This is a genomic window from Alloalcanivorax gelatiniphagus, from assembly GCF_005938655.1.
In the GTDB taxonomy this organism is placed as follows: domain Bacteria; phylum Pseudomonadota; class Gammaproteobacteria; order Pseudomonadales; family Alcanivoracaceae; genus Alloalcanivorax; species Alloalcanivorax gelatiniphagus.
The window spans coordinates 235,905-259,095 of record NZ_VCQT01000045.1; the positions used below are offsets into that span (position 1 = coordinate 235,905).

The window sequence follows — 23,191 nt, forward strand, 5'->3', positions numbered from 1 at the left end:
GGCGATCAGGGGGCGGCCGGCGCGGCGGCCGTCCGGTCGTTCCGTTCAGGGGTGGCGTCGCGCTGGGGAGCGTCCCACCAGCCGCCGCCCAGGGCGTGGTACAGGGCGGCGGTATCCACATAGCGCTGGCGCACCGCGTCGATGCGCGACAGCAGCGCCTGGTTGTAGCGTTGCTCGGCGCTGAGCACGTCCAGGTAGCCGGCGGCGCCGGCCCGGTACTGCTTGCGCACCAGCGCCAGGCTGTCCCGGTTGGCTTCCAGGGAATGGTCGCGGGCCTCCAGGGCATCGGCATCGCGCTCGATGGCGTCGAGCACGTCGGCCACCTGCACGAAGGCGCCCAGCACGGTATCCCGGTAGCGGGCGTATTCCGCTTCCCAGGCCGCTTCGGCGGCTTTTTTGTTGGCGCGCAGGGTGCCGCCATGGAACAGCGGCGCGGTGATGTTGGCGCCCAGGCTCCAGACCTTGGCCGCCGGCTCGAACAGGGCGTCGCCGTGGTTGGCCAGCGTGCCCAGGCTGGCGGTGAGGCTCAGGCTCGGATAGAGCCGCGCGGTGGCCAGGCCCACCTGGGCGTTGGCGGCGTGCAGGCGCTCCTCGGCGGCCAGGATGTCCGGACGCTGGCGCACCAGTTCCGAGGGCAGGCTCAGTGGCAGGTCCGCCGGCAGGTTCAGGTCCTTCAGGGACAGGGGCGGGGCCTGGAAGGTGGCCGGGTCGGCGCTCACCAGTTGCGCCAGGGCGTGTTCGGTGACCGCCAGTTGGTGGCGCAGGGCGGGCAGGCCGGCGCGGGTGTCGGCCAGTTGCGCGCGGGCGCGCAGCACATCGGCGAAGGCCACCGAGCCGGCCTGCTCCTGGTCGCCGAGCAAGCTGGCCTGATCGCTTTGCAGGTTGACGATGGCCTCGCTGGCGGCGACCCGGTCGCGCAGCGCCGCCAGGCGCACGGTGGTTACCACCACGTTGTCCACCAGCGTCAGCATGCTGCCGCGCAGCAGGTTTTGCGCGTAGGCCACCTGGGCCGCCTGGGCCTCGGTCTCCCGGTCGGAGGCGCCGAACGGGTCCAGGTCGTAGCTCAGGGCCAGGCGCGTTTCATAGAGATTGAAGACGCTGTTGAACATGGGATTGTCCTGGCCGATCCGGGCGCCGTTGGAGCGCTGGCGGGTGGCGCCGCCGGACAGGTCCAGGTCGGGCAGATCGGCGCCGGACACCGCTTCCAGCTGGTGGGCGGCCTGGCGCAGGCTGGCCTGGCTGGCGCGCAGCGACGGGCTGTTTTCCATGGCCTGGTGGATCAGGTCGTTGAGAACCGGTGAGCCGAACAGCCGGTACCAGTCGGCGGCGATGGGCGCCCCGTCGGTAAAGCGCTGGGCCTGGCCGCCGGGGCCGTCGACATGGGCGGTGTCGCCCTGCGGGGCGGACACCTGATAGTCGCCGGCCAGATCGTCCGCCGGGGACCGGAAATCCGGCCCCAGGGTGCAGGCGGCCAGCGACAGCGCCGCCAGCACGGCGGTGGCCAGCTGGCGCCAGCGGCCGGGTGCGGAAGGAAAGTTGGGCATGAAGGCCTCCCCATCAAGTCGGGCAACATTCTTGAGCAGTCCAATGACAAAATCAATCGATTGAATTAATATCGGCTGCTCCCGAATATCCGGAACCCAGCATGGCCCAGCAAAGCGCCGGGTCGGGCCAGCGCCCGGCCTCCGAACCGTCACGCAGCGAAGCCACCCGCAAACGGCTGGTGGACGCCGGCCTGCGGCTGTTCAGCCGCCAGGGCTTCGACGCGGTCAGCACCCGCGCCCTGGCCAACGCCGCCAAGGCCAACCAGGCCGCCATCCCCTACCATTTCCAATCCAAGGAAGGGCTGTACCAGGCGGTGGCCTGGCGCATCGTGGAAATGGTGCGCCCGGCCATGGAACCGGCGGTGCTGGAAGTGCACCAGCGCCACGCCGGCGGCGTCACCGACCTGGTTCAGGCCCGCGAGGACGTGGCCCTGCTGGTGGGCGCCCTGCTCGATAAAATCCTCAGCCAGCGCCACAAGTACGAGATCGGCTACTTCCTGCTGCGCGAACAGATGCAGCCCACCGCCGCCATGGACATTCTCTACGACGAACTGATCGAGCCGGTCCACGAGCTGCTGGCGCGGCTGGTGGGGCCGCTGCGTGGCAAGCCGGCCACCGATCCGGACGTGATCATCGAGGTGCAGGCCCTGTATGGTGAGGCCATCGTGTTCGGCGTGCACCGGACCACCCTGATCCGGCGGCTGGGGGTAGAGGCGCTGGACGAAGATCACCTGGCGCGCATCGTGCGGGTGGTGCGCGAAACCCTGCTGCGCCAGTTTCCTCTGTAGCCGGAAGCCGGCGCGGGGGAAACTTCCCGGCGCCGCGCCAGTCCTACCCGGTGACCCGGCGGCGGCTCGCGTCGGCGGGGCCTTACCATCATAATCGCCGGTTCCCTGACCCCGGTTGTTCAGAGGAAAGCGCATGAAAGTATTGTGGATCGCCCTGGCGTTGAGTGTTCTGACGGTCTCCGCGCGGGCGGACCTGCCCACCCATGAGTTCCAGCTCGACAATGGCCTGAAGGTGCTGGTGCGCGAGGACCACCGCGCGCCGGTGATCACCGTGATGATCTGGTTCAAGGCCGGCAGCATCGACGAGGCGCCCTACGAAACCGGCGTTGCCCATCTGCTGGAACACATGATGTTCCGCAACAGCAAGCATCTGGCCCCCGGGGAATTCGCGCGGCTGGTGGCCCGCTACGGCGGCGCCAACAACGCCTTCACCAGCTACGACTACACCGCCTATTTCCAGCAGTACGAAGCCTCGCGGTTGCCGCTGGCCCTGGAGCTGGAGGCCGAGCGGCTCAAGAATCTGCGCATCGAGGACGACGACTTTTACCGTGAGCTGCAGGTGGTGATGGAAGAGCGCCGCCAGCGCACCGACGACCAGCCGTTCGCCCTGGCCCAGGAGAAATTCCAGGCGGTGGCGCGGCCCGGCACCGGTTACGCTCACCCGATCATCGGCTGGCGCGACCAACTGGCCCAACTGAAACCGGAACAGGCGCGCAGCTGGTACCAACGCTTCTACGTGCCCGGCAACGCCACCTTGGTGATCGCCGGTGACGTGACCGAATCCCAGGTGCGGCCGCTGGTGGACAAGTTCTTCGGCGACATGGCCGCCGGCGAAACGCCGCCGCGCCCCAAACCGACCCTGGACCCGCCCGCCGGCGAGCGCCGCATGACCCTGCATCTGCCGGTGCGGGTGCCGGCCCTGTTCATGCAATACAACGTGCCCTCGCTGACCACCGCCGAGGACCCGGCCACTTTCTATGCGCTGACCATGCTGGCCGGGGTACTGGACGGCGGCCTCAGCGCCCGGGTGGAAAGCCAACTGGTGCGCGGCCAGCGCCTGGCCGCCGGTGCCGGCGCCAGCTATGACGGCCTGCAGCGCGGCAACGGCACTTTCAGTTTCTCCGCTTCGCCGAATCCGGGCGTCACGCTGGAGCAGCTGGAGCAAGGCTTTGAGGAGCAGGTGCGCCGGATCGCCGAGCAGCCGCCGAGCGCCGAGGAAATGGACCGGGTGCGGGCCGGCGTGCTGGCCGGGCAGGTGTTCCAGCGGGATTCGGTGATGGGCCAGGCCATGGAGCTGGGCCGCCTGTCGGTGCTGGGCGTGGACTGGCGCCTGTCCGAACAGTTCGACGAGAACCTGGAGAAAGTAACCCCGGCGCAGGTGCAGCAGGCCGCCCGGGACTGGCTGGTGGCTGAACGCAGCGCCGTGGCCTATGTATATCCGCCGGAGCCGCCCGCCGAGGCGTCACCATCCACCCGTCAGGAGGCGTCGCAATGATCGTCTGGAAACCCTTCGCCGCCGCCCTGTGCGCCCTGGCCCTGGCCGGCTGCGCCAGCTTTCCGACCACCGCCGCCCGGGTCGAACAGGCCAAGCCGGCGGCCCCGGAACTGACCATTCAATCCTGGACCACCGACCAGGGCGCCAAGGTGCTGTTCGTGCCCTCCGACGCCCTGCCGATGCTGGACGTGCGCCTGGTGATGAACGCCGGCGGCGCCCGTGACGGCGACCAGCCCGGCCTGGCCTCCATGACCAGCGCGCTGCTCGGCGAGGGCGCCGAGGGGCTGACCGTGGACGATATCGCCCGGGGCTTCGAGGACCGGGGCGCCAGCTTTTCCACCGGCAGCTACCAGGACATGGGCGTGATCAGCCTGCGCACCCTGTCGCGCCCGCAATGGCGGGACGACGCGGTGAATCTGCTGGCCCGGGTGATCGGCTCCCCCAGCTTTCCCCAGGACGCCCTGGACCGGGTTCGCACCCGCGCCCTGCAGGGCCTGAAAATGGACCGCCAGGTGCCCGGGCCCCAGGTGGAAAAAGCGTTCCAGCAGGTGGTCTTCGCCGGCCACCCCTACGGCCACCCGGAGTCCGGCACCCTGGAGAGCCTGCCCGGCATCACCCGCGCCGACGTGCAGCGCTTCTACCAGCGCTACTACGCCGCCGGCAACACGGTGATCGCCCTGGTCGGCGACGCCAGCCGCGAGCAGGCGGAGGCGATTGCCGCGCGCCTGAGCGAGGCGCTGCCGGAGGGTGGCCCGGCGCCGCGACTGCCCCGTGCCCAACGCCTCACGGAGCGCACCGTGGAGCATATCGACTTCCCCTCCAACCAGACCCATATCCTGATCGGCAACCAGGCCACCTGGCGTGGCAATCCGGACCATGTGGCCCTGTACGTGGGCAACTACATCCTCGGTGGCGGCGGCTTCGCCTCCCTGCTCACCCAGCAGGTGCGCGAGGAGCACGGCTATGTGTACGGCGTGTCCAGCTACTTCCAGCCGATGGCCGGCGGCGGCCCGTTCCGCCTGCAATTGCAGACCGCCAACGACAACGCCGACCAGGCCCTGGGGCTGACCATGAAAATCCTGCGTGACTTCATCGCCAACGGCCCCACCCAGGAGCAGCTCGACAACGCCAAGGCCAACATTCTTGGTCGTCGGGCACTGGAAACCGCCGACAACAGCGATATCATCGGCCAGCTCGGCGCCATCGGTTTCTACGACCTGCCGCTGGATTACCTCCAGCGCTTCAATGAGCAGGTCGAAACGGTCACGGTGGCGGACATTCGCAACGCGTTCCAGCGTGCCCTGGACGCCGATAAGCTGGCCATCGTCAGTATCGGCCCGCGCGCGCCGGACGTGCCGCAAGGCGCACAGGATGAAACCCAGGGGCAAAACCAGTAAGGGTCAGGTTCGCATCATCGGCGGTGAGCGCCGCGGGCACCGGCTGCATTTCGTCGACCAGCGCGGCGATCTGCGGCCGTCCTCGGACCGTATGCGCGAAACGCTGTTCAACTGGCTGCAAGCGGATGTGCCCGGCGCCCGGGTGCTGGACCTGTTCGCCGGCTCCGGCGCCCTGGGCGCCGAGGCCCTCAGCCGGGGCGCGGAACACGCCGCCCTGGTGGAGCGCAAACGCGAGCGCTGCGCTGACCTGAGCCGGCAACTGGCGCCTCTGTTCGGCGACCGGGTGAAGGTACACTGCGCCGACGCGCTCAAATGGCTGCCGCGCTGCGCCGACCGCTTTGACCTGGTGTTCATCGACCCGCCCTATGATCTGGGACTGGCGACCCCGGCCTGCGCCGCCCTGGAAGACCTGGGCCTGCTCGCCAACGACGCCCTGATTTACGTGGAATCCCGCCGCCAGGCGGACCCGCCGGCGGTACCGGACGGCTGGGAGTTGGTGCGCGAAAAGGACGGCGGTGACGTCCGCGCCCGGCTTTACAGAAAAGAGTAGCTGCAAGCCACAAGCTGCAAGCCGCAAGACCGGGATACGCCAGCGGTCCGGCCAGGCTTGTCGCTTGTGGCTTTTCGCTTGTTGCTGAATTTGGAGGTGAATTTTGGGGCTTGCCATAGGCGCGGTGATCGCCGGGCTGATTTTGCTGATCTGGAGCGCCGACCGGTTTGTCGACGGTGCTTCCGCCACCGCCCGCCATGCCGGCATGCCGACCCTGCTGATCGGCATGCTGGTGATCGGTTTCGGGACCTCCGCCCCGGAGATGGTGGTCTCGGCGCTGGCCTCCCTGGACGGCAATCCCGGGTTGGCGTTGGGCAATGCCTATGGCTCCAACATCACCAATATCGCTTTGATTCTCGGGCTCACCGCCGTGATCAGCCCGATCGCGGTGCACTCCACCGTGCTGCGCCGGGAGTTGCCGGTGCTGGCGGTGATCACCCTGGTGTCCGGCTACCAGCTGCTGGATGGTCAGGTGAGCTTCCGTGACGCCCTGGTGCTGCTGGCGGTGTTCGTTGGGCTGATGGGCTGGTCCGTTTACCAGGGCATGAGCGGCAAGGGCGACCCCCTGGGTGGCGAGGTGGAAGCCGGGCAGGAAGCTGAGCCCATGCCCCTGGGCAAGGCCCTGTTCTGGCTGCTGCTGGGGCTGGTGCTGCTGGTGGTCAGTTCGCGGCTGCTGGTGTGGGGCGCGGTGACCATCGCCACCTCCCTGGGGGTCAGTGATCTGATCATCGGCCTCACCGTGGTGGCGGTGGGCACTTCCCTGCCGGAACTGGCTTCCAGCCTGGCCGCGATTCGCAAGAACGAACACGATCTGGCGCTGGGCAATGTGCTAGGCTCGAACCTGTTCAACACCCTGGCGGTGGTGGGCATTGCCGGCGCCATCACGCCGGTGCCCACGGAGCCCGCGTTGCTGTATCGGGACTGGGTGGTGATGGCGGTCCTGACCCTGGCCCTGTTTGTGTTTGGCTACGGCTTCCGGGGCGCCGGCAGCGGCCGCATCAACCGCCTGGAAGGCGGCGTGCTGGTGGCCGCCTATCTGGGCTACACCGGTTATCTGATTTTCACCCTGGTGGTGGCCGCCGGCGCGGCCGCCTGAGCGGTTGCGCAAGCCGGCCGCGCGGATAAGGAGAACCAATGCGTTCGCCGCTTGAACAAAAGTCCTTCCTGGCCTTGTTGCTGGTGGTGAGCATCGGCTTCCTGTGGCTGCTGAAGCCGTTCTTCGCGCCGATTTTCTGGGCCTGCGCGGCGGCGCTGATTTTCTTCCCGATGCAGAAGAAACTGCTGACCAAATGGCCCGGCCGGCACAGCCTGGCGGCCCTGGCCACCCTGCTGGTATGCACGGTGCTGGTGGTGATTCCGGTGCTGGCGGTGGCGACTTCCTTCGTCACCGAGGGCGTGGCCACCTACCAGAAACTGCAGCAAGGCAATCTGGACCCGCAGAAATACATCGACACCTTCCGCACCGGTTTCCCCTCCGCTTACCACCTGCTGGAACGGGCCGGCGTGGAATTCGGCAACCTGGGCCAGCAACTGATCGAAGGCATCAAGAGCGCCGGCCAGTTTCTCGGCAAGCGTGCCCTGGCGGTGGGCCAGAACACCTTCCAGTTCTTCATCGACCTGGGCCTGATGCTCTACCTCACCTTCTTCCTGCTGCGCGACGGCCCCAAGCTGGTGAACATGCTGATCCGGGCGCTGCCCCTGGGCGATGACCGGGAGCGGCTGCTGTTCAAAAAATTCGCGGAAATCACCCGCGCCACCATCAAGGGCAATCTGGTGGTGGCGGCGGTGCAGGGCTTGCTCGGCGGCCTGATTTTCTGGTTTCTCGGCATCCCGGCGGCGGTGCTGTGGGGCGTGGCCATGGCGTTGCTGTCCCTGATTCCGGCGGTGGGCGCCAGCCTGATCTGGCTGCCGGTGGCGCTCTATCTGTATGCCGTGGGCGAGATCGGCGACGCGGTGATTCTGACCCTGTTCGGTGCCCTGGTGATCGGCCTGGTGGACAATCTTCTGCGCCCAATTCTGGTTGGCCGGGATACCAAATTGCCCGATTATGTGGTGCTCTATTCCACCTTGGGTGGTCTGTCCTTGTTTGGCATCACCGGTTTCGCCCTGGGCCCGCTGATGGCCGGCCTGTTCGTGGCGTTCTGGCAGATTTTCATCCAGGAATTCAACACGGAACCGGTGCCGGAAGAGCCCGGTCCCGATGATCAACAGCAAGAACAGGGAAGTAATCCCGGGAGACAACCATGAATCTGTTCTATGTCATGCCGGTTCTGGTGGCGGCGGCGGTGGCAAGCAGTTGCGGCGACGACGAGGATGGCGGCTTCGGCGGTTCCCTGCGTTCCGACGCTTCGGTGTTCTATTACAACCAGATCACCAGCAATGGCGCCGCCGATCAGAGCCTGTTGACGGTGGATGTCTCGCTGACCGGGGAAGATGACAGTGACAGCGCTTCCGGTATCGGCTATTCGCGCGGTGATGAAGGGCCGGAACTGCGGGTCCGTATCGATGACGCCAATGACAACGATGACAACAGCGTGTCGTTGGCGGGCGAGAACAGCAGCGGTCGGCTGTTCCGCACCCGGGTCGATTTGGTGAACAACAAGAACTACACCGCCGTGTCCTACGGTGATACCGGTTTCAATACCGATATCGCGCTGTTTGAACAGGATGGCGGTGAGGTGAGTTCCGGTGCCCGTTTCCGGGTTATCAACACGGTGGACCCGGAAGATCTGGACGCCAGAGGTTTCTCTCTGCGTTACAACGACGCCGGCACCGGCAATTACTTCTCCACTGGCTTGCGCCTGGGGCAGGCCACCGAATACCAGAGCACCAATGCCAGCAGCCTCAATCTGGTGGTGGCGCGGACCGGCGTCAATCCGGAGGAACGGTTCGCCCGGGTGAATTGCTCGCTCAGCGGTTCCCGAACCTATGATGTGATCCTGGCCTCCGAGGATCCGTTGAATCCACCGCTCAGTGAGAGTGAAGCGGATGGTGCCCTGGTGTTGTACTGCCATCCTCAAGAGAGGAACTGAAGGTAACGGAACCGAGCAACCATTCCCGTCATTGTGTTTCCCGCGCCAGCGGTTAGCATGGCCCGGATCCGTTAGCCGGGGGAACCGTCTTGCCCGCCATTCATACCCGCGAGCCGGCGCTGATATTGCGCGCCGGCGCGCAAGCCCGACAGCACCTTCTTGATCACGGCCTGCGCGCCGAGGACGTGGACATCGTGCCCGGCGCCGCCGGCGGACCCAAGGCGGTGGGCCTGGCCGGCCTGGACCGGGCGGTGTTCGGCGACTTCCTACCCCGGGCGCCGCGCCGGCGCACCCTGATCGGCGCCTCCATTGGCAGCTGGCGGTTCGCCGCCGTGGCCGGCGCCCGGGACGGCCGCGAGGCGGCGCACCGGCTGGCGCGGCTGGCTGATCTCTACACCTCCCAGCGTTTTCCCAAGGGTGTCACACCCCGGGAGGTGTCCCGCCGCTGTGAGAAGATGCTGGCGGATCTGCTCGCCGACAGCGACGACCGTATCCTCACCAACCCGGATTACCGGCTGGTGGTGGTGGTGATCCGCAGCCGGGGCGTGATCCGGGGCGACCGGCCCCTGGGACTGGGGCTCGGCCTGGCCGGGGTGATCGGTGGCAACCTGGTCAGCCGCCGAGCCCTGGGCGCCTTTATGGAACGGGGCCTGGCCTACACCGGCGAACCGGAGCTGCCCCTGGAAGCGCTGCGCGACTTTACCACCCACGCCATCCCCCTGGATGTGCAAAACCTGCGCGCGGTACTGCTGGCCAGCGCCGCCATCCCCATGGTGCTGGAAGGGGTGCGCGACATCCCCGGCGCGCCGCCCGGGGTGTACCGGGACGGTGGGCTGCTGGATTACCACCTGGACCTGCCCTACCGCAGCGAGGGGCTGGTGCTCTATCCCCATTTCACCGACCGGGTGATACCGGGCTGGTTCGACAAGCCGCTGCGCTGGCGCAATGGCGACCCGGGCCGGCTGGCCCGCACCCTGCTGGTGGCGCCGTCGGCGGACTACCTGGCCCGCCTGCCCAACGGCAAGCTGCCGGATCGCTCCGACTTCAAGCGCTACCTGGGCGACGACCCGGGCCGGGAGCGAACCTGGCGCCAGGCCATCGACGAAAGCCGGCGCCTGGGCGACGAGTTTCTGGAGCTGGTGGAAACCGGCAAGCTTGCCGACCGGCTTATGCCTTTGTGATTGTCGCGACTAAAGTCGCTCCTACGGCGGGTCGAAAGCGCCTGTAGGAGCGACTTCAGTCGCGATCTCTCCCGCCGCCGTCATCCCCCCGACCCGACGCCGATCACGTCCCCCTTCCTGTGTTAGGCTTGCCGCTCCCGTTACCGCCGGAGCCCCAGTGCGCCACGCCGACGCCTCCCTGACCCGTCAAATCTGGCAGCAGACCTGGCCCATGACCCTGGGCGTGATGTCGTTGCTGGGCTTCAACCTGGTGGACAGCGTGTTCGTGGCGCGCCTCGGCACCGAGCCCCTGGCCGCCCAGTCGTTCACCTTTCCCCTGGTGTTTCTCACCATCGGCGTGCAGGTGGGCATGGGCATCGCCATTGCCGCGCTGATCTCCCGGGCCATCGGCGCCGGCCAGGGCCATCGCGCCGGCCGGCTGGGGGTGCTGGTGCTGATCGGCGGCGGCGCGGTGATGGCGGCGCTGTTGTGGCTGCTGTGGGCGATTCAGGACCCGGCGTTCGCCCTGCTCGGCGCTAGCGAACGGCTGCGCGATGTGATCCGGCCGTTCTGGAGCGTGCAGGTGTTGGCCTCATGGACCGGTGCCATGGCCTACTTCGGCTACAGCCTGTTCCGTGCCCACGGCAACACCCGTTTCCCCGGCACCATGATGATACTCACCAGCCTGGTGAACCTGGCCCTCGATCCGCTGCTGATTTTCGGTTTCGGGCCGGTGCCCGCCCTGGGCCTGGAGGGGGCCGCCTGGGCCTCGCTGGCGGCGTTCGCCACCGGTGGCCTGACCACCGCCTGGTTCCTGCGCGGGCGCGGCTGGCTGGAGCGCGACGGGGTACTGGCGGAGGCCCGGGCGTCCGCCGGGCCGTTCGCCCACATTGCCGGCCCGGCCATGGTCAGCCAGTTGATGCCGCCCCTGGCGGCGATGCTGGCCACCGGCCTGGTGGCGCGGCTGGGGGAATCGGCGGTGGCCGCCTGGGGGCTGACCAGCCGGCTGGAGAGCTTCTCCATCGTGCTGGTGCTGGGCATGACCATGGCGCTGCCGCCCTGGCTGGGCCGCTGTTACGGCGCCGGCCGCTGGCAAGAGGTGGAGCGGGTGATGGCCGCCGCCGCCCGCATGGTGGTGATCTGGCAACTGGTGCTGGGGGTGCTGGCGGCACTGTGCGCCGCGCCCCTGGCGGCGCTGCTGGTGGAGAGCCCGGCGGTGCGTGACGCCCTCACCCAATTGATCCGCTTCCTGCCGCCCAGCTACGGCCTGCTGGGCGTATGCATGCTGGTGGTGTCGGCCAGCAATGCCCTGGGCTGGCCCATGCGCGCCATGCTGATTTCCTTCCTGCGTTTGTTCGCCTGTTACCTGCCGCTGTTGTGGCTGGGGGCCTGGCTGGGCGGCCTCACCGGCCTGGCCATCGGCGCCGGCGCCGGCAACCTGCTGGCCGGCGCCATGGCCTGGGCTTTCTACAAGAAAGGCCTGCGCCGCCACCTCGAGACCTCCCCGTAGGAGCGGCTTCAGCCGCGATCACCGGTGGGTGTGATGATCAACGCCGGATCGCGGCTGAAGCCGCTCCTACCGGGAGGGCGGTGCCGGCGTGCGCTTGGCTTGTGGCGGTGGACTGGTTATGGTCTCCGCGAAAATCAATTCCAATAAAGGACCTCCGGGTCCCTTTTTCAGCGAGGGAGAGTGTATGTCTGTTTCATTGTCATGGCGGAAACCGCTGGCGGCGGCGCTGTTGCTGGCCACGGCGGGAGCCCAGGCGGCCAGCGGGCTGAACGAACGGGTGGCGGAACTGGCCGAAGCCCAGGGGGACCAGCTCGAGAGCACCTTCAAGCACCTGCACGCCAATCCGGAACTGGGTTTCCAGGAAACCGAAACCGCCAAGATGGTCAGCAAGCGCCTCAAGAAGCTCGGCTACAAGGTGCACACCGGCATCGGCGGCACCGGCGTGGCGGCGGTACTGAAAAACGGCGACGGGCCGGTGGTCATGTTCCGCAGCGACATGGATGGCCTGCCGCTGCAGGAAGACACCGACCTGGATTACGCCAGCCGCAAACAGGTGACCCTGGACGACGGTAGCAAGGTGCATGTGGCCCACGCCTGTGGCCACGATGCCCACGTGAGCTGGTTGCTGGGCATCGCCAAGGTGATGCGCGATACCCGGGACGACTGGTCCGGCACCCTGGTGCTGGTGGCGCAGCCGGCGGAAGAACTGCTGGAAGGCGCCCAGGCCATGGTCGACGACGGCCTCTATGACCAGGTGCCCAAGCCGCAACTGCTGATCAGTGCCCACGTCTTCCCGGCCTGGCCCTCGGGCACGGTGGCGGTGCGCGCCGGTCGTCGCATGGCCGGCAGCGACCAGCTGGATGTCACCCTGCACGGTGTCGGCGGCCACGGCTCCACGCCGCAGCTCACCATCGACCCGGTGGTGATGGGCGCCCGCTCGGTGATGGCCTACCAGACCATCGTCAGCCGCAACGTGGACCCGCAAAAACCGGCGGTGCTCACCGTGGGCGCCAGCCAGATCGGCGAAGCCAATAACGTGATCTCCGCCAGCGGTGTGCTGAAACTGAACCTGCGCTGGTACGAAAAATCGGTGCGCGATCAGATGATCGAAGCGATCAAACGGGAAACCAACGGCATCGCCCTGGCCGCCGGCGTGGCCGACGACAACATGCCGGAGTACACCTTCAAGGGGTACTCCGAGCCGGTCTACAACGACGAAGCGCTGGCCAAGCATGCCCAGCAACTGCTGGCCGCCGGTCTTGGCAAAGGCGCGGTGATGCCCGGCTTCCCGCCGGTGATGGGCTCCGAGGACTTCCCCATGCTGGTGGCCGGCATCGAGGACACCCAGACCCTGTTCATGGAAGTGGGCGGCGGGCCCGCGGACGTGGTCAAGAACTACATGGCCACCGGCAAACTGCCGCCGATGAACCACAATCCCAAGTTCGAAATCATCGACCCCCGCCGGGTGATCACCACCGCCATCGAGGCCAACAGCCTGCTGCTGCTGGACGCCCTGGCGCCGCAATAACCGACGGACCCGGGCCGGGCGGTTTCCGCCCGGCCGCATCCACGGCTCTTGCCGTTACCGTAGGAGCGGCTTCAGCCGCGATCCGGCGTTTGATCATCATGCCAACGCCGGATCGCGGCTGAAGCCGCTCCTACAACCATCCCCGCGAACCATCCCCGCGAACCATCCCCGCGAACCATCCCCGCGAACCATCCCCGCGAACCATCCGTGCTTTCAGACGCTGCGCAGATGATGCGCGTGGTAGCGCAGGTGGTCGTCGATAAAGCTGGCGATAAAGAAGTAGGAATGGTCGTAGCCGGGGCGCAGTTCCAGGGTCAGCGCAATGCCGGCCTCCTGGCAGGCCGCTTCCAGCGCTTGCGGACGCAGCTGACCGTCCTGGTAGAAGTTGTCCGCCTCACCCTGATCCACCTTGATCTCACCCACCCGGGCGCCGGCGGCGATCAGTTCGCAGGCATCCCACTGTTTCCAGCTTTCCCGGTCATTGCCCAGGTAGCCGCCAAACGCCTTTTCGCCCCAGGGGCATTGGGTCGGGTTGGCGATGGGCGCGAACGCGGACACCGAAGTGTAGCGGTCCGGGTTCTTGAGCGCGCAGATCAGCGCGCCATGGCCGCCCATGGAATGCCCGCTGATCGCTTGCCGGCCATTGAGCGGGAAGTGCTCGTGCACCAGCGCCGTCAACTCCTCGGTGACGTAGTCGTACATCCGGTAGTGCTTGTTCCAGGGCGCTTGCTCGGCGTTCAGGTAGAAGCCGGCACCGGAGCCGAAGTCGTAGCTGTCGTGCTCACCGGGCAGGTCGGTGCCGCGCGGGCTGGTGTCCGGACACACGAACGCCAGACCCAGCTCCGCCGCCACCCGCTGGGCGCCGGCTTTCTGGGTGAAGTTCTCGTCCGTGCAGGTCAGCCCGGACAGCCACCACAGCAGCGGCACCTCATGCTCCTCCGCCGCCGGCGGCAGAAAGATGGCGAACACCATCTCGCAACCCAGCACCTTGCTCTGATGCTTGTAGCGCTTCAGCCAACCGCCGAAGGATTTGTTGGCCGAAACCAGTTCCAGTTCGTTGGAGGTCGTCATCGGTGACTCCCTTGGTCATATTCGAAACATGCGGAGCGCACCGTAGGAGCGGCTTCAGCCGCGATCAGCCCGGGCGTAGTGAGCGGGCTGATCGCGGCTGAAGCCGCTCCTACAGAGCAAACCTGCCTCAGTACAGAATGACGGAGCGGATGCTCTTGCCTTCGTGCATCAGATCGAACGCTGTGTTGATGTCATCCAGCGGCATGGTGTGGGTGACGAACTCGTCGATCTTGATTTCGCCTTTCATGTAGCGGTCCACGTAGCCCGGCAGTTCGCTGCGGCCTTTCACGCCGCCGAAGGCGGAGCCTTTCCAGACCCGGCCAGTGACCAGCTGGAACGGGCGGGTGCTGATTTCCTCGCCGGCGCCGGCCACGCCGATGATGATGGATTCACCCCAGCCCTTGTGACAGCACTCCAGGGCGGAGCGCATCACATTGACGTTGCCGATGCACTCGAAGGAATAATCCACGCCGCCGTCGGTGAGTTCGACGATCACTTCCTGGATGGAGTTGCTGTACTTGGTGGGGTTGACGAAGTCGGTGGCGCCGAACTGGCGGGCCATCTTCTCTTTGTCATCGTTGATGTCGATGGCGATGATCCGTTCCGCCTTGGCCATCACCGCGCCCTGGATCACCGACAGGCCGATGCCGCCCATGCCGAACACCGCCACCGTGGAACCGGGCTCCACCTTGGCGGTGTTGAGCACCGCGCCGATGCCGGTGGTGACGCCGCAGCCGAGCAGGCAGATCTTGTCCAGCGGTGCTTCCTTGCTGACCTTGGCCAGGGACACTTCCGGCACCACGGTGTACTCGGAGAAGGTGCTGGTGCCCATGTAGTGGTGCAGCATCTTGCCGTTATGGGAGAAGCGGCTGGTGCTGTCGGGCATCAGGCCCTTGCCCTGGGTGGCGCGCACCGCGGAGCACAGGTTGGTTTTGCCGGACAGGCAGAATTTGCACTTGCCGCACTCGGCGGTGTACAGCGGAATCACGTGGTCACCGGGCTTCACGCTGGTGACGCCCTCGCCCACTTCCTGGACGATGCCGGCGCCCTCGTGGCCGAAGATGGAGGGGAACAGCCCTTCCGGGTCCTTGCCGGACAGGGTGTAGGCGTCGGTGTGGCAAACGCCTGTGGCGACAATCTGCACCAGCACTTCACCGGCCTTGGGGCCGGCCACATCCACTTCCTCGATGACCAGCGGCTTGCCCGCTTCCCAGGCCACGGCGGCTCTTGATTTCATGGTTTTCTCCCTTGGCGATGTTCGGGTATCGCGGCTGAAGCGGTACGCCGCCCGGCCGCTCCTGCCGTCTGGCAGGGCGGACGTAGGAGCGGCTTCAGCCGCGATACCCCGCGATGAACGTTGGCGCCCATGGTAGAGCAGCGCCGGCCCCCGGATTAAGGCATCATGGCGCAATAGATTATTGCTGGGAGACAACAATGCAGCACTGGGACCGTATCGAGGCCTTTGTCGAGGTGGTACGGCACGAATCCTTCGCCGGTGCCGCCCGCGATCTGGGGGTCTCCAGCTCCCATGTGAGCCGGCTGGTGGCGCGGCTGGAGAAGGAACTGGGCACCCAGCTTCTCTACCGCACCACCCGCCGCCTGGGGCTCACCGACGCCGGCGCGGTCTACTACGAACACTGCGCGCAACTGTTCGACGGCTTCCAGGAGGCGCTCACCGCCATCAGCGACTACCAGCAGCAGCCCAAGGGCGTGCTCAAGCTGACCTGCGCCACCACCTTCGGTGAAAAATTCATCGCCCCCCTGGTCAACGACTTTCTGGCCGCCCACCCGCAGCTGTCCGTGCGCATGGACTTCACCAACCGCCGGGTGGACATCGTCGATGAGGGCTTCGACGTGGCGATTCGCACCGGCGCGCTGCCCGACTCCACCCTGATCGCCCGCAAGCTGTGCCCGCGCCGGGAATACGTGGTGGGCTCCGCCGGCTATTTCGACCGGCACCCGCGCCCCCACACCCTGGGTGAACTGGGCGGCCACAACTGTCTGCTCGGCTCCACCGATCACTGGGCGTTCGACGTGGACGGCCAGCACCGCACCTGGCGGGTGCAGGGCAACTGGCGGGCCAACTCCGGCCTGGCCCTGCTGGACGCGGCCGCCAAGGGGCTGGGGCTGGTGCAGCTGCCGGACTATTACGTGCGCGACGGGCTCGCCGACGGCTCCCTGGTGTCGGTGCTGGACCAGTACGCCTGTGGCCACACCGCCGTGTGGGTGGTCTACCCCCGCCACCGGCACCTGTCGCCCAAGGTGCGTCAGTTCGTGGATTTTTTGGTGGACGGCATGGCGGATCGCGGCTAAAGCGGTACGCCGCCCGGCCGCTCCTACCAGGTTTGTAGGAGCGACTTCAGTCGCGATCAACCTTGAAAGGTGCTTCCTTCGCCGTCAGGTACACCCTGTCGATGGATTAAGGAGAGACCATGGCTAAGGCAAATATTCCGGCTCTGGGGCTGGGCACCTTCCGCCTCAAGGGCGAGCAGTTGATGGGCAGCATCCATAAGGCCCTGGACCTGGGCTACCGGCACATCGACACCGCCCAGATGTATGAGAACGAGGAGACCGTGGGCGCCGCCCTGGACGCCCATGAGGTGCCCCGCGAGGAGGTGTTCCTCACCACCAAGGTGTGGCACGACCGCCTGCGCCACGACGACCTGCTGAAAAGCCTGCAGGAAAGCGTTAACCGCCTGCGCACGGACAGCGTGGACCTGGCGCTGATTCACTGGCCCAGCCCGGACCATCAGGTGCCCATGGATGAATACATCGGCGCCCTGGCGGAGGCCAAGGCCAGTGGTCTGGCGCGCCAGATCGGGGTGTCCAATTTCACCGTCACCCAGCTGGAACAGGCGCTCAGCGTGCCCGGCGGCGAGCATATCGTCACCAACCAAATCGAGGTGCACCCCTTCCTCACCAACCGCAAGGTGGTGGAGGCGGTGCAACGGGCCAACCTGACGGTGACCGCCTATATGCCGCTGGCGGTGGGCAAGGTGATGAAGGACGACACCCTTAAGCGGTTGGCGGAGAAGTACCAGGTGACCCCGGCGCAGCTGGTGCTGGCCTGGCTGCACGGGAAGGACATCGTGGTGATCCCCTCGTCCACCAGCGAAGAGCATATCAAGGCCAACAAGGAGGCCCTGGACCTGACCCTGGAAGATGACGATATCGCCGCCATCGAAAGCCTGGACCGGGGCGAGCGCATCGCCGACCCGGATTTCGCCCCCGATTGGGACTGACCGCCGGGGCCCGCCGGTAGCCGGGCTGTCAGGCCACCGGGCAGGGCGGCCCGCCGCCGCTCATTGTTCCCCGGGGGCGTTCAGGTAGCGCTCAAGAAACCGCAGCCCCGCCTTTTCCGCGCCGCCACCGAACAGGAAGGTGGCCACATGGCCGCGGCCCTTCAACAGGTAAAGCTCGCTGTCCACGCCGTTGGCGCGCAGCGCCTGGTAAAGATCCTCGGCGTGGTCCTCGGGCACGGTGCGGTCCCAGGTGCCGTGGTACAGAAACATGGGCGGCGTATTCGGCGTCACCGAGGTCACCGGCGAGGCCTGGGCATAGACCGCCGGGATCCGCCGCTGGTCGCCGCCCAGGAATTGCGGCACCAGCTCGCCACCTTTGAACTTGCGCAGGTCGCTGGGCGTGCCGCCGGCCACCACCGCCTTGGGCCGGGTCACCGGCCCGCCATGGGGCTGGTTCAGGGGGTTGTCCGCGTCGCTGGCCACGGTGGCCAGCAGCGCCACCAGGTGGGCGCCGGAGGAGTACCCCCAAGCGCCCACCCGGGTCCGGTCTATGTCGTACTCATCGGCGTGCACGTGCAGCCAGCGCATGGCCATCTGCAGATCCTGAAGCTGCGCCGGGAAGGTGTAGGTCGGGGCGAACCGGTACTCGATGTTCACCGCCACCAGACCGTGCCCGGCCAGCCAACGGGACAGGTCCTCCATGTCCGCCGGCGAGCGCCGCGCCCAGCCGCCGCCATGCACCACCAGCACCGCCGCGTAATGGCCGGCGGCCTTGGGCCGGTAAACGCTGGCGTGCAGGGCCTGGGGCCAATCGTCCGGGGTATAGACCCGGTCGCGCACCACGGTGATCGGCACCGTATCGGGCAGCGCCGCCGGGTCGCCGGTGGGGGCGCCGAGATGGCGGACACAGCCGCTCAGGGTCAATACCAGTGCCAATAACGGCAGAGCCGGAGTGAGCAGACGCATGGTGTTTTCCTTGGCGTTTCGTCCATGGGCAAAACGCCATGCTGGCCCGGCGCGGATCAAGGCCGGGTGACGGTCACTCCAGGAAGGTGGGGTCGTCCACGATCATGCCCAGGCTCAGGGCCCCCGGGCCCAGGTTGACCGCCCCGGTCAGGCCCATGGGGGTGAGCAGCAGCGCCACGTCCTTGGCGCGGGCCGCCTCGGTAAGCTTGTCGAAGCCGGGCATCTGGCGAATCAGATTTTCATCGCCCGCATAGCTGATGCAGATCACCGGCGCGCTCAGGCCGCGCTCGATACAGCGCACCGCATGCCGGAACATGGCCTCCGCGCCGGCGTCGAAGCCGCGCATCTTGGCCACCGGAAAGGTCTCGTCCTGGCGCGCGCACAGCACTGGTTTGATATCCAGCGCATTGCCGAGCAGGGCGCCGGCCCAGCTCACGCTTTTGTCGCCCCGCTTCTTGGCGCGCTTGTGCAGATAGTAAATGTCCGGCACCACCGCGTAGCCGGTGGCCTGGCTGGCCAGCACCTCCACGGTCTGGCGGATCTCGGTGATCTTCATGCCGGATTCGATCAGCCGCGCGGTGGCCGCCGCCAGCACGCCCTGGCCGGCGAACAGGGTCTGGCTGTCGGTGACGCGCAGCGCGAACGGACCTTCCACCCCGGCCTGTTTCCGGATCGGTTTGTACTCGCGGAGGATGGCGTGGGAGGCCTCGGTGGCGTTGGCGAAAATCGGGCTGCGGCTTTTCGGTACCGTCTGCACCAGGGCGTAGTCGAAATCCAGCACCACTTTTTCCAGGAACAGGGTCTTGATCTGTTCCATGGTGAACGGCACGGACTCGGCGCCGTGGGCTTTCTCGGCGGCCTCGGTGGCATAGAAATGGCGGGTGCGCAGGGGGTCGCGGTCATCGACGATGAGCTGCTCCCCGAGTCGGATGGAGACCGGCAATACCAGCAAGCCATGGGCGTCGATAAAGGACTTGGGCAGGTCACAGCCGGAGTCCACCACCAGGCCGATTCTCATCGTTATTATCCCCCAAGGTGTTTAAAAGGAGTCTAACGAAAAAGCGGGGGGCTGCAACTCAATGGCGAGAAACGCAACGGCGCGCCGGAGCGCGCCGCGTACCGCGTGTTACTAGAGACCCAGATTGTCCAGGATGCGCAGGATCGGCGCCGCCTGATTCATGGTGTAGAAGTGCAGGCCCGGCGCGCCCATGGCGAGCAGACGTTCGCACAGGCGGGTCACCACTTCCTCGCCGAACGCCTTCACCGCCGCCTCGTCGTCCTGCAGGTCGGTGAGCCGGCCGCGCAGCCAGCGCGGAATGTCGGCGCCGCAGTTGTCCGAGAAACGGAACAGGTTGGCCACGTTGAGGATCGGCATGATGCCCGGATACACCGGCGCGTCGCAGCCGCGACGGCGCAGCTCGTCCATGTAGTAGCCGTAGGCGTCCGCGTTGTAGAAGTACTGGGTGATGCCGCTGTCGGCGCCGGCCGCCACTTTCCGTCTGAAGTGGTCGATGTCATCGCCGAAGCTGCGTGACTGCGGGTGATTCTCCGGATAGGCGGCCACTTCCAGATGAAAATGATCGCCGGTCTCGGCGCGGATCAGCGCCACCAGGTCGTCCGCGTACTTCACTTCGCTTTGCGCGTAGCCCATGCCCGAGGGCAGATCGCCGCGCAGGGCGACGATGCGGGACACGCCTTTTTCCTTGTAGCCGTTCACCAGCTCCATGATTTCGTCACGGCTCTGGCCGATGCAGCTCAGATGCGGGGCGGTGTCCGGATGCTGCTCGCGCAGCAGGTCCACCATGTCCCGGGTATTGTCCCGGGTGGAGCCGCCGGCGCCGAAGGTGCAGGAAAAAAATTCCGGCTTCTTCACCAGCAGCTTTTTCTGGGTGTTCAGCAGCTTCTCACGGCCCTGGTCGGTCTTGGGCGGGAAGAATTCAAAGCTGATGCGTTTGCTCATGATTGAAAAGCCTTAATAAGCTCGGCGTGCCCCCGTGTAGGAGCGGCTTCAGCCGCGATCCGACCCCTGGATATCGCGGCTGAAGCCGCTCCTACACAGGGGAAGCGACCGGGCGTCTGGATCAGTACTTGTAGTGGTCGGGCTTGAACGGGCCGTCGGTGCCGACGCCGATGTAGTCCGCCTGGTCCTGGGTGAGCTTGGTGATCACGCCACCGAAGCCCTGCACCATGTAACGGGCCACTTCCTCGTCCAGATGCTTGGGCAGCACTTCCACCTTGAGCATTTTTTCCTTCACGGCCTCGGAATGGCCGGCGTAACCCTGGTCGAACAGGTACATCTGGGCCAGCACCTGGTTGGCGAAGGAGCCGTCCATGATGCGGCTGGGGTGGCCGGTGGCGTTGCCCAGGTTGACCAGGCGGCCCTCGGAGAGCAGCAGCAGGAAGTCGGCGTTCTTCTTGTCGCGCCATACCTTGTGCACCTGGGGCTTCACTTCTTCCCATTCCCAGGTTTTGCGCATGAAGGCGGTGTCCACTTCATTGTCGAAGTGGCCGATGTTGCACACCACGGCGCCTTTCTTCAGCGCCGTGAGCATGTTGGCATCGCACACGTTCAGGTTGCCGGTGGTGGTCACCAGCAGGTCGGTGTTGCCCAGCAGGGCCTTGTCCACGGAGGCTTCGCTGCCGTCGTTGACGCCGTCCTTGTAGGCGCTCACCACCTCGAAGCCGTCCATGCACGCCTGCATGGCGCAGATCGGATCGATCTCGGTGATCTTCACGATCATGCCTTCCTGACGCAGGGACTGGGCGGAACCCTTGCCCACGTCGCCGTAGCCCACCACCAGCGCTTTCTTGCCGGACAGCAGGTGGTCGGTGGCGCGCTTGATGGCGTCATTGAGCGAGTGACGGCAACCGTATTTGTTGTCGTTCTTGCTCTTGGTTACGGAGTCGTTCACGTTCACCGCCGGCACTTTCAGGGTGCCTTTTTTCAGCATGTCGTAGAGACGATGCACGCCGGTGGTGGTTTCCTCGGTGATGCCGTGGATGTTGTTCAGCATCTCCGGGTAGGTGTCGTGGATGTAGGCGGTCAGGTCGCCGCCGTCGTCCAGGATCATGTTGGCTTCCCACAGGTTGCCGTCACCGTCCCGGCAGGTCTGCTCGATGCACCACATGTACTCTTCCTCGGTTTCGCCCTTCCAGGCGAACACCGGCACGCCGGCGGCGGCGATGGCGGCGGCGGCGTGGTCCTGGGTGGAGAAGATATTGCACGAGGACCAGCGCACTTCCGCGCCCAGTTCCTTGAGCGTTTCGATCAGCACCGCGGTCTGGATCGTCATGTGGATACAGCCGATGATGCGGGCGCTTTTCAGCGGCTGCTCGGCACGGTATTTGTCACGGATCGCCATCAGTGCCGGCATTTCGGTTTCCGCGATTTCGATTTCCGAGCGGCCCCATTTGGCCAGGGAAATATCCGCGACTTTATAATCCTGCAACGCTTCTGCTTTTGCGTTCATTGCTTTCTCCATTCGTGGTTAGCGAATGGGCGCCGTTGTTCGTTTCCACCCCCGTTTCATCGAGCCTCGCGGTTACCCGCTGCAGCGCCCCTCGATGACGATGGGGTTGTCGGTTGTCGCCGTAGGAGCGGCTTCAGCCGCGAAGGGCGCGTATTCGCGGCCGGTGTTCCGCGGCTGAAGCCGCTCCTACGGGTTTTGATTTACGTTTCTGGCTTACAGGGCGCTTTTCAGCGCCTCGGCCTTGTCGGTGTTCTCCCAGCTGAAGCCTTCCCGGCCGAAATGGCCGTAGCTGGCGGTGGGCCGGTAGATCGGCCGGCGCAGGTCGAGCATCTCGATGATGCCGCGCGGGCGCAGGTCGAAGTGTTCGCGCACCAGCGCCACGATCTGTTCGTCGGGGATCTTGCCGGTGCCGAAGGTGTTCACCGAGATCGAGGTGGGTTCGGCCACGCCGATGGCGTAGCTCACCTGAATCTCGCACTTGCTGGCCAGGCCGGCGGCGACGATGTTCTTGGCCACGTAACGGCCGGCGTAGGCGGCGGAGCGGTCCACCTTGGACGGGTCCTTGCCGGAGAAGGCGCCGCCGCCGTGGCGGGCCATGCCGCCGTAGGTGTCGACGATGATCTTGCGGCCGGTCAGGCCACAGTCGCCCATCGGGCCGCCGATCACGAAGTTGCCGGTGGGGTTGATGTGGTAGAGGGTCTTGTCGTGCAGCCATTCGGCGGGCAGCACCGGCTTGATGATCTCTTCCATCACCGCTTCGCGCAGCTCGGGCAGCTTGATGTCCGGGGAGTGCTGAGTGGACAGCACCACCGCGTCCACCGCCACCGGTTTGCCGTTTTCGTAGCGCAGGGTCACCTGGCTTTTGGCGTCCGGGCGCAGCCAGTTCAGGCGGCCGTTCTTGCGCAGCTCCGCCTGGCGCTCCACCAGCCGGTGGGAGAAATAGATCGGCGCCGGCATCAGGGAATCGGTTTCGTCGGTGGCGTAGCCGAACATCAGGCCCTGGTCACCGGCGCCCTGTTCCTTGTTGTCCGCCTCGTCCACGCCCATGGCGATGTCCGCGGACTGCTTGCCGATGCCGTTGAGCACCGCGCAGCTGGCGCCGTCGAAGCCCACGTCGGAGCTGTCGTAGCCGATATCCAGGATCACCTGACGGACGATGTCTTCCAGCTCCACGTAGGTGTTGGTGCGTACTTCACCGGCGACGATGGCCATGCCGGTTTTCACCATCGTTTCCACCGCCACCCGGGCGTGGGGATCGTCGGCGATGATGGCGTCCAACACCGCGTCCGAGATCTGGTCGGCCATTTTGTCCGGATGGCCTTCGGAGACCGACTCGGAGGTAAAGATGGAATACTCACTCATAAGGGGGTCTCCCGTGGTTCGATTGAGTGTTGGCGGCCTTTGGGCCACGAGTTGCAAGTTAAAAGTTGAAAGTTAA

The 23,191-nt window shown here is 66.3% G+C and carries 20 protein-coding genes and 1 riboswitch; of the genes, 12 read left to right on the top strand and 8 right to left on the bottom strand.

Translation table 11 applies throughout. The annotated features are described in order from the left end of the window. Window positions 1-5 precede the first annotated feature (5 nt). Window positions 6-1,544 carry an efflux transporter outer membrane subunit gene (locus FGS76_RS16875; RefSeq protein WP_138773813.1) on the bottom strand — a complete coding sequence of 513 codons (1,539 nt, stop codon included), beginning with the start codon at window positions 1,542-1,544 and terminating at the stop codon, window positions 6-8. A 101-nt stretch (window positions 1,545-1,645) separates the two neighbouring features. Between FGS76_RS16875 and FGS76_RS16880 the strand changes: the two genes are divergently transcribed. From FGS76_RS16880 to FGS76_RS16925, 10 genes are all read left to right on the top strand, one after another. Continuing rightward, window positions 1,646-2,332 (top strand): CerR family C-terminal domain-containing protein, encoded by a 687-nt coding sequence (locus tag FGS76_RS16880; protein WP_138773814.1) that lies wholly within the window; start codon window positions 1,646-1,648, stop codon window positions 2,330-2,332. Between the two features lie 133 nt (window positions 2,333-2,465). Further along, window positions 2,466-3,827 carry a M16 family metallopeptidase gene (locus tag FGS76_RS16885; RefSeq protein ID WP_138773815.1) on the top strand — a complete coding sequence of 454 codons (1,362 nt, stop codon included), beginning with the start codon at window positions 2,466-2,468 and terminating at the stop codon, window positions 3,825-3,827. After that, on the top strand, window positions 3,824-5,224 hold the full coding sequence (locus tag FGS76_RS16890) for a M16 family metallopeptidase (protein ID WP_138773816.1): 1,401 nt from the start codon (window positions 3,824-3,826) through the stop codon (window positions 5,222-5,224). The genes FGS76_RS16885 and FGS76_RS16890 overlap by 4 nt, the downstream gene beginning before the upstream one ends. Continuing rightward, window positions 5,199-5,774, top strand: coding sequence for a 16S rRNA (guanine(966)-N(2))-methyltransferase RsmD (gene rsmD, locus FGS76_RS16895; protein WP_138773817.1), 576 nt, complete (start codon window positions 5,199-5,201; stop codon window positions 5,772-5,774). The genes FGS76_RS16890 and rsmD overlap by 26 nt, the downstream gene beginning before the upstream one ends. Before the next feature lie 103 nt (window positions 5,775-5,877). Continuing rightward, the gene (locus tag FGS76_RS16900) at window positions 5,878-6,870 is read left to right on the top strand and encodes a calcium/sodium antiporter (RefSeq protein WP_138773818.1); all 993 of its coding nucleotides are present in this window, start codon (window positions 5,878-5,880) and stop codon (window positions 6,868-6,870) included. A gap of 38 nt (window positions 6,871-6,908) precedes the next feature. Continuing rightward, complete coding sequence (locus FGS76_RS16905; RefSeq protein WP_138773819.1) at window positions 6,909-8,021, top strand: AI-2E family transporter; 1,113 nt, start codon at window positions 6,909-6,911, stop codon at window positions 8,019-8,021. After that, entirely contained in the window at window positions 8,018-8,806 is a 789-nt protein-coding gene (locus FGS76_RS16910; RefSeq protein WP_138773820.1) for a hypothetical protein, read from the top strand. Before FGS76_RS16905 ends, FGS76_RS16910 begins: the two co-directional genes overlap by 4 nt. Before the next feature lie 89 nt (window positions 8,807-8,895). Continuing rightward, the gene (locus FGS76_RS16915; RefSeq protein ID WP_138773821.1) at window positions 8,896-9,987 is read left to right on the top strand and encodes a patatin-like phospholipase family protein; all 1,092 of its coding nucleotides are present in this window, start codon (window positions 8,896-8,898) and stop codon (window positions 9,985-9,987) included. Window positions 9,988-10,198: 211 nt separating this feature from the next. Continuing rightward, window positions 10,199-11,476, top strand: a complete 1,278-nt coding sequence (locus tag FGS76_RS16920) for an MATE family efflux transporter (protein WP_138773960.1) — start codon at window positions 10,199-10,201, stop codon at window positions 11,474-11,476. A gap of 184 nt (window positions 11,477-11,660) precedes the next feature. Further along, a complete protein-coding gene (locus tag FGS76_RS16925) occupies window positions 11,661-13,004 on the top strand; it encodes an amidohydrolase (protein WP_138773822.1) in 1,344 nt (447 codons plus the stop codon). Window positions 13,005-13,217: 213 nt separating this feature from the next. Here FGS76_RS16925 and fghA read toward each other — a convergent pair whose 3' ends face one another. Together fghA and FGS76_RS16935 are read right to left on the bottom strand one after the other, a co-directional pair. Further along, window positions 13,218-14,075 carry an S-formylglutathione hydrolase gene (gene fghA / locus FGS76_RS16930; protein WP_138773823.1) on the bottom strand — a complete coding sequence of 286 codons (858 nt, stop codon included), beginning with the start codon at window positions 14,073-14,075 and terminating at the stop codon, window positions 13,218-13,220. A 127-nt stretch (window positions 14,076-14,202) separates the two neighbouring features. Then, window positions 14,203-15,312 (bottom strand): S-(hydroxymethyl)glutathione dehydrogenase/class III alcohol dehydrogenase, encoded by a 1,110-nt coding sequence (locus tag FGS76_RS16935; protein WP_138773824.1) that lies wholly within the window; start codon window positions 15,310-15,312, stop codon window positions 14,203-14,205. A 197-nt stretch (window positions 15,313-15,509) separates the two neighbouring features. Between FGS76_RS16935 and FGS76_RS16940 the strand changes: the two genes are divergently transcribed. Both FGS76_RS16940 and dkgB read left to right on the top strand, forming a co-directional pair. Further along, on the top strand, window positions 15,510-16,388 hold the full coding sequence (locus FGS76_RS16940; protein ID WP_138773825.1) for a LysR family transcriptional regulator: 879 nt from the start codon (window positions 15,510-15,512) through the stop codon (window positions 16,386-16,388). Between the two features lie 119 nt (window positions 16,389-16,507). Beyond that, the gene (gene dkgB, locus FGS76_RS16945; RefSeq protein WP_138773826.1) at window positions 16,508-17,317 is read left to right on the top strand and encodes a 2,5-didehydrogluconate reductase DkgB; all 810 of its coding nucleotides are present in this window, start codon (window positions 16,508-16,510) and stop codon (window positions 17,315-17,317) included. A 60-nt stretch (window positions 17,318-17,377) separates the two neighbouring features. Here dkgB and FGS76_RS16950 read toward each other — a convergent pair whose 3' ends face one another. From FGS76_RS16950 to metK, 5 genes are all read right to left on the bottom strand, one after another. Then, a complete protein-coding gene (locus FGS76_RS16950; RefSeq protein WP_138773827.1) occupies window positions 17,378-18,283 on the bottom strand; it encodes an alpha/beta hydrolase in 906 nt (301 codons plus the stop codon). A 73-nt stretch (window positions 18,284-18,356) separates the two neighbouring features. Next, the gene (locus tag FGS76_RS16955; protein ID WP_138773828.1) at window positions 18,357-19,301 is read right to left on the bottom strand and encodes a DegV family protein; all 945 of its coding nucleotides are present in this window, start codon (window positions 19,299-19,301) and stop codon (window positions 18,357-18,359) included. Between the two features lie 111 nt (window positions 19,302-19,412). Then, window positions 19,413-20,243 carry a methylenetetrahydrofolate reductase [NAD(P)H] gene (gene metF / locus FGS76_RS16960; protein ID WP_138773829.1) on the bottom strand — a complete coding sequence of 277 codons (831 nt, stop codon included), beginning with the start codon at window positions 20,241-20,243 and terminating at the stop codon, window positions 19,413-19,415. 121 nt (window positions 20,244-20,364) lie between these two features. Further along, window positions 20,365-21,753: an adenosylhomocysteinase gene (ahcY, locus tag FGS76_RS16965; RefSeq protein WP_138773830.1), complete on the bottom strand. Its 1,389-nt coding sequence runs from the start codon at window positions 21,751-21,753 to the stop codon at window positions 20,365-20,367. Window positions 21,754-21,773: 20 nt separating this feature from the next. Then, window positions 21,774-21,852: riboswitch (S-adenosyl-L-homocysteine riboswitch) on the bottom strand. Between the two features lie 114 nt (window positions 21,853-21,966). Then, window positions 21,967-23,115 (bottom strand): methionine adenosyltransferase, encoded by a 1,149-nt coding sequence (gene metK, locus FGS76_RS16970; RefSeq protein WP_138773831.1) that lies wholly within the window; start codon window positions 23,113-23,115, stop codon window positions 21,967-21,969. Between the last annotated feature and the right edge of the window lie 76 nt (window positions 23,116-23,191).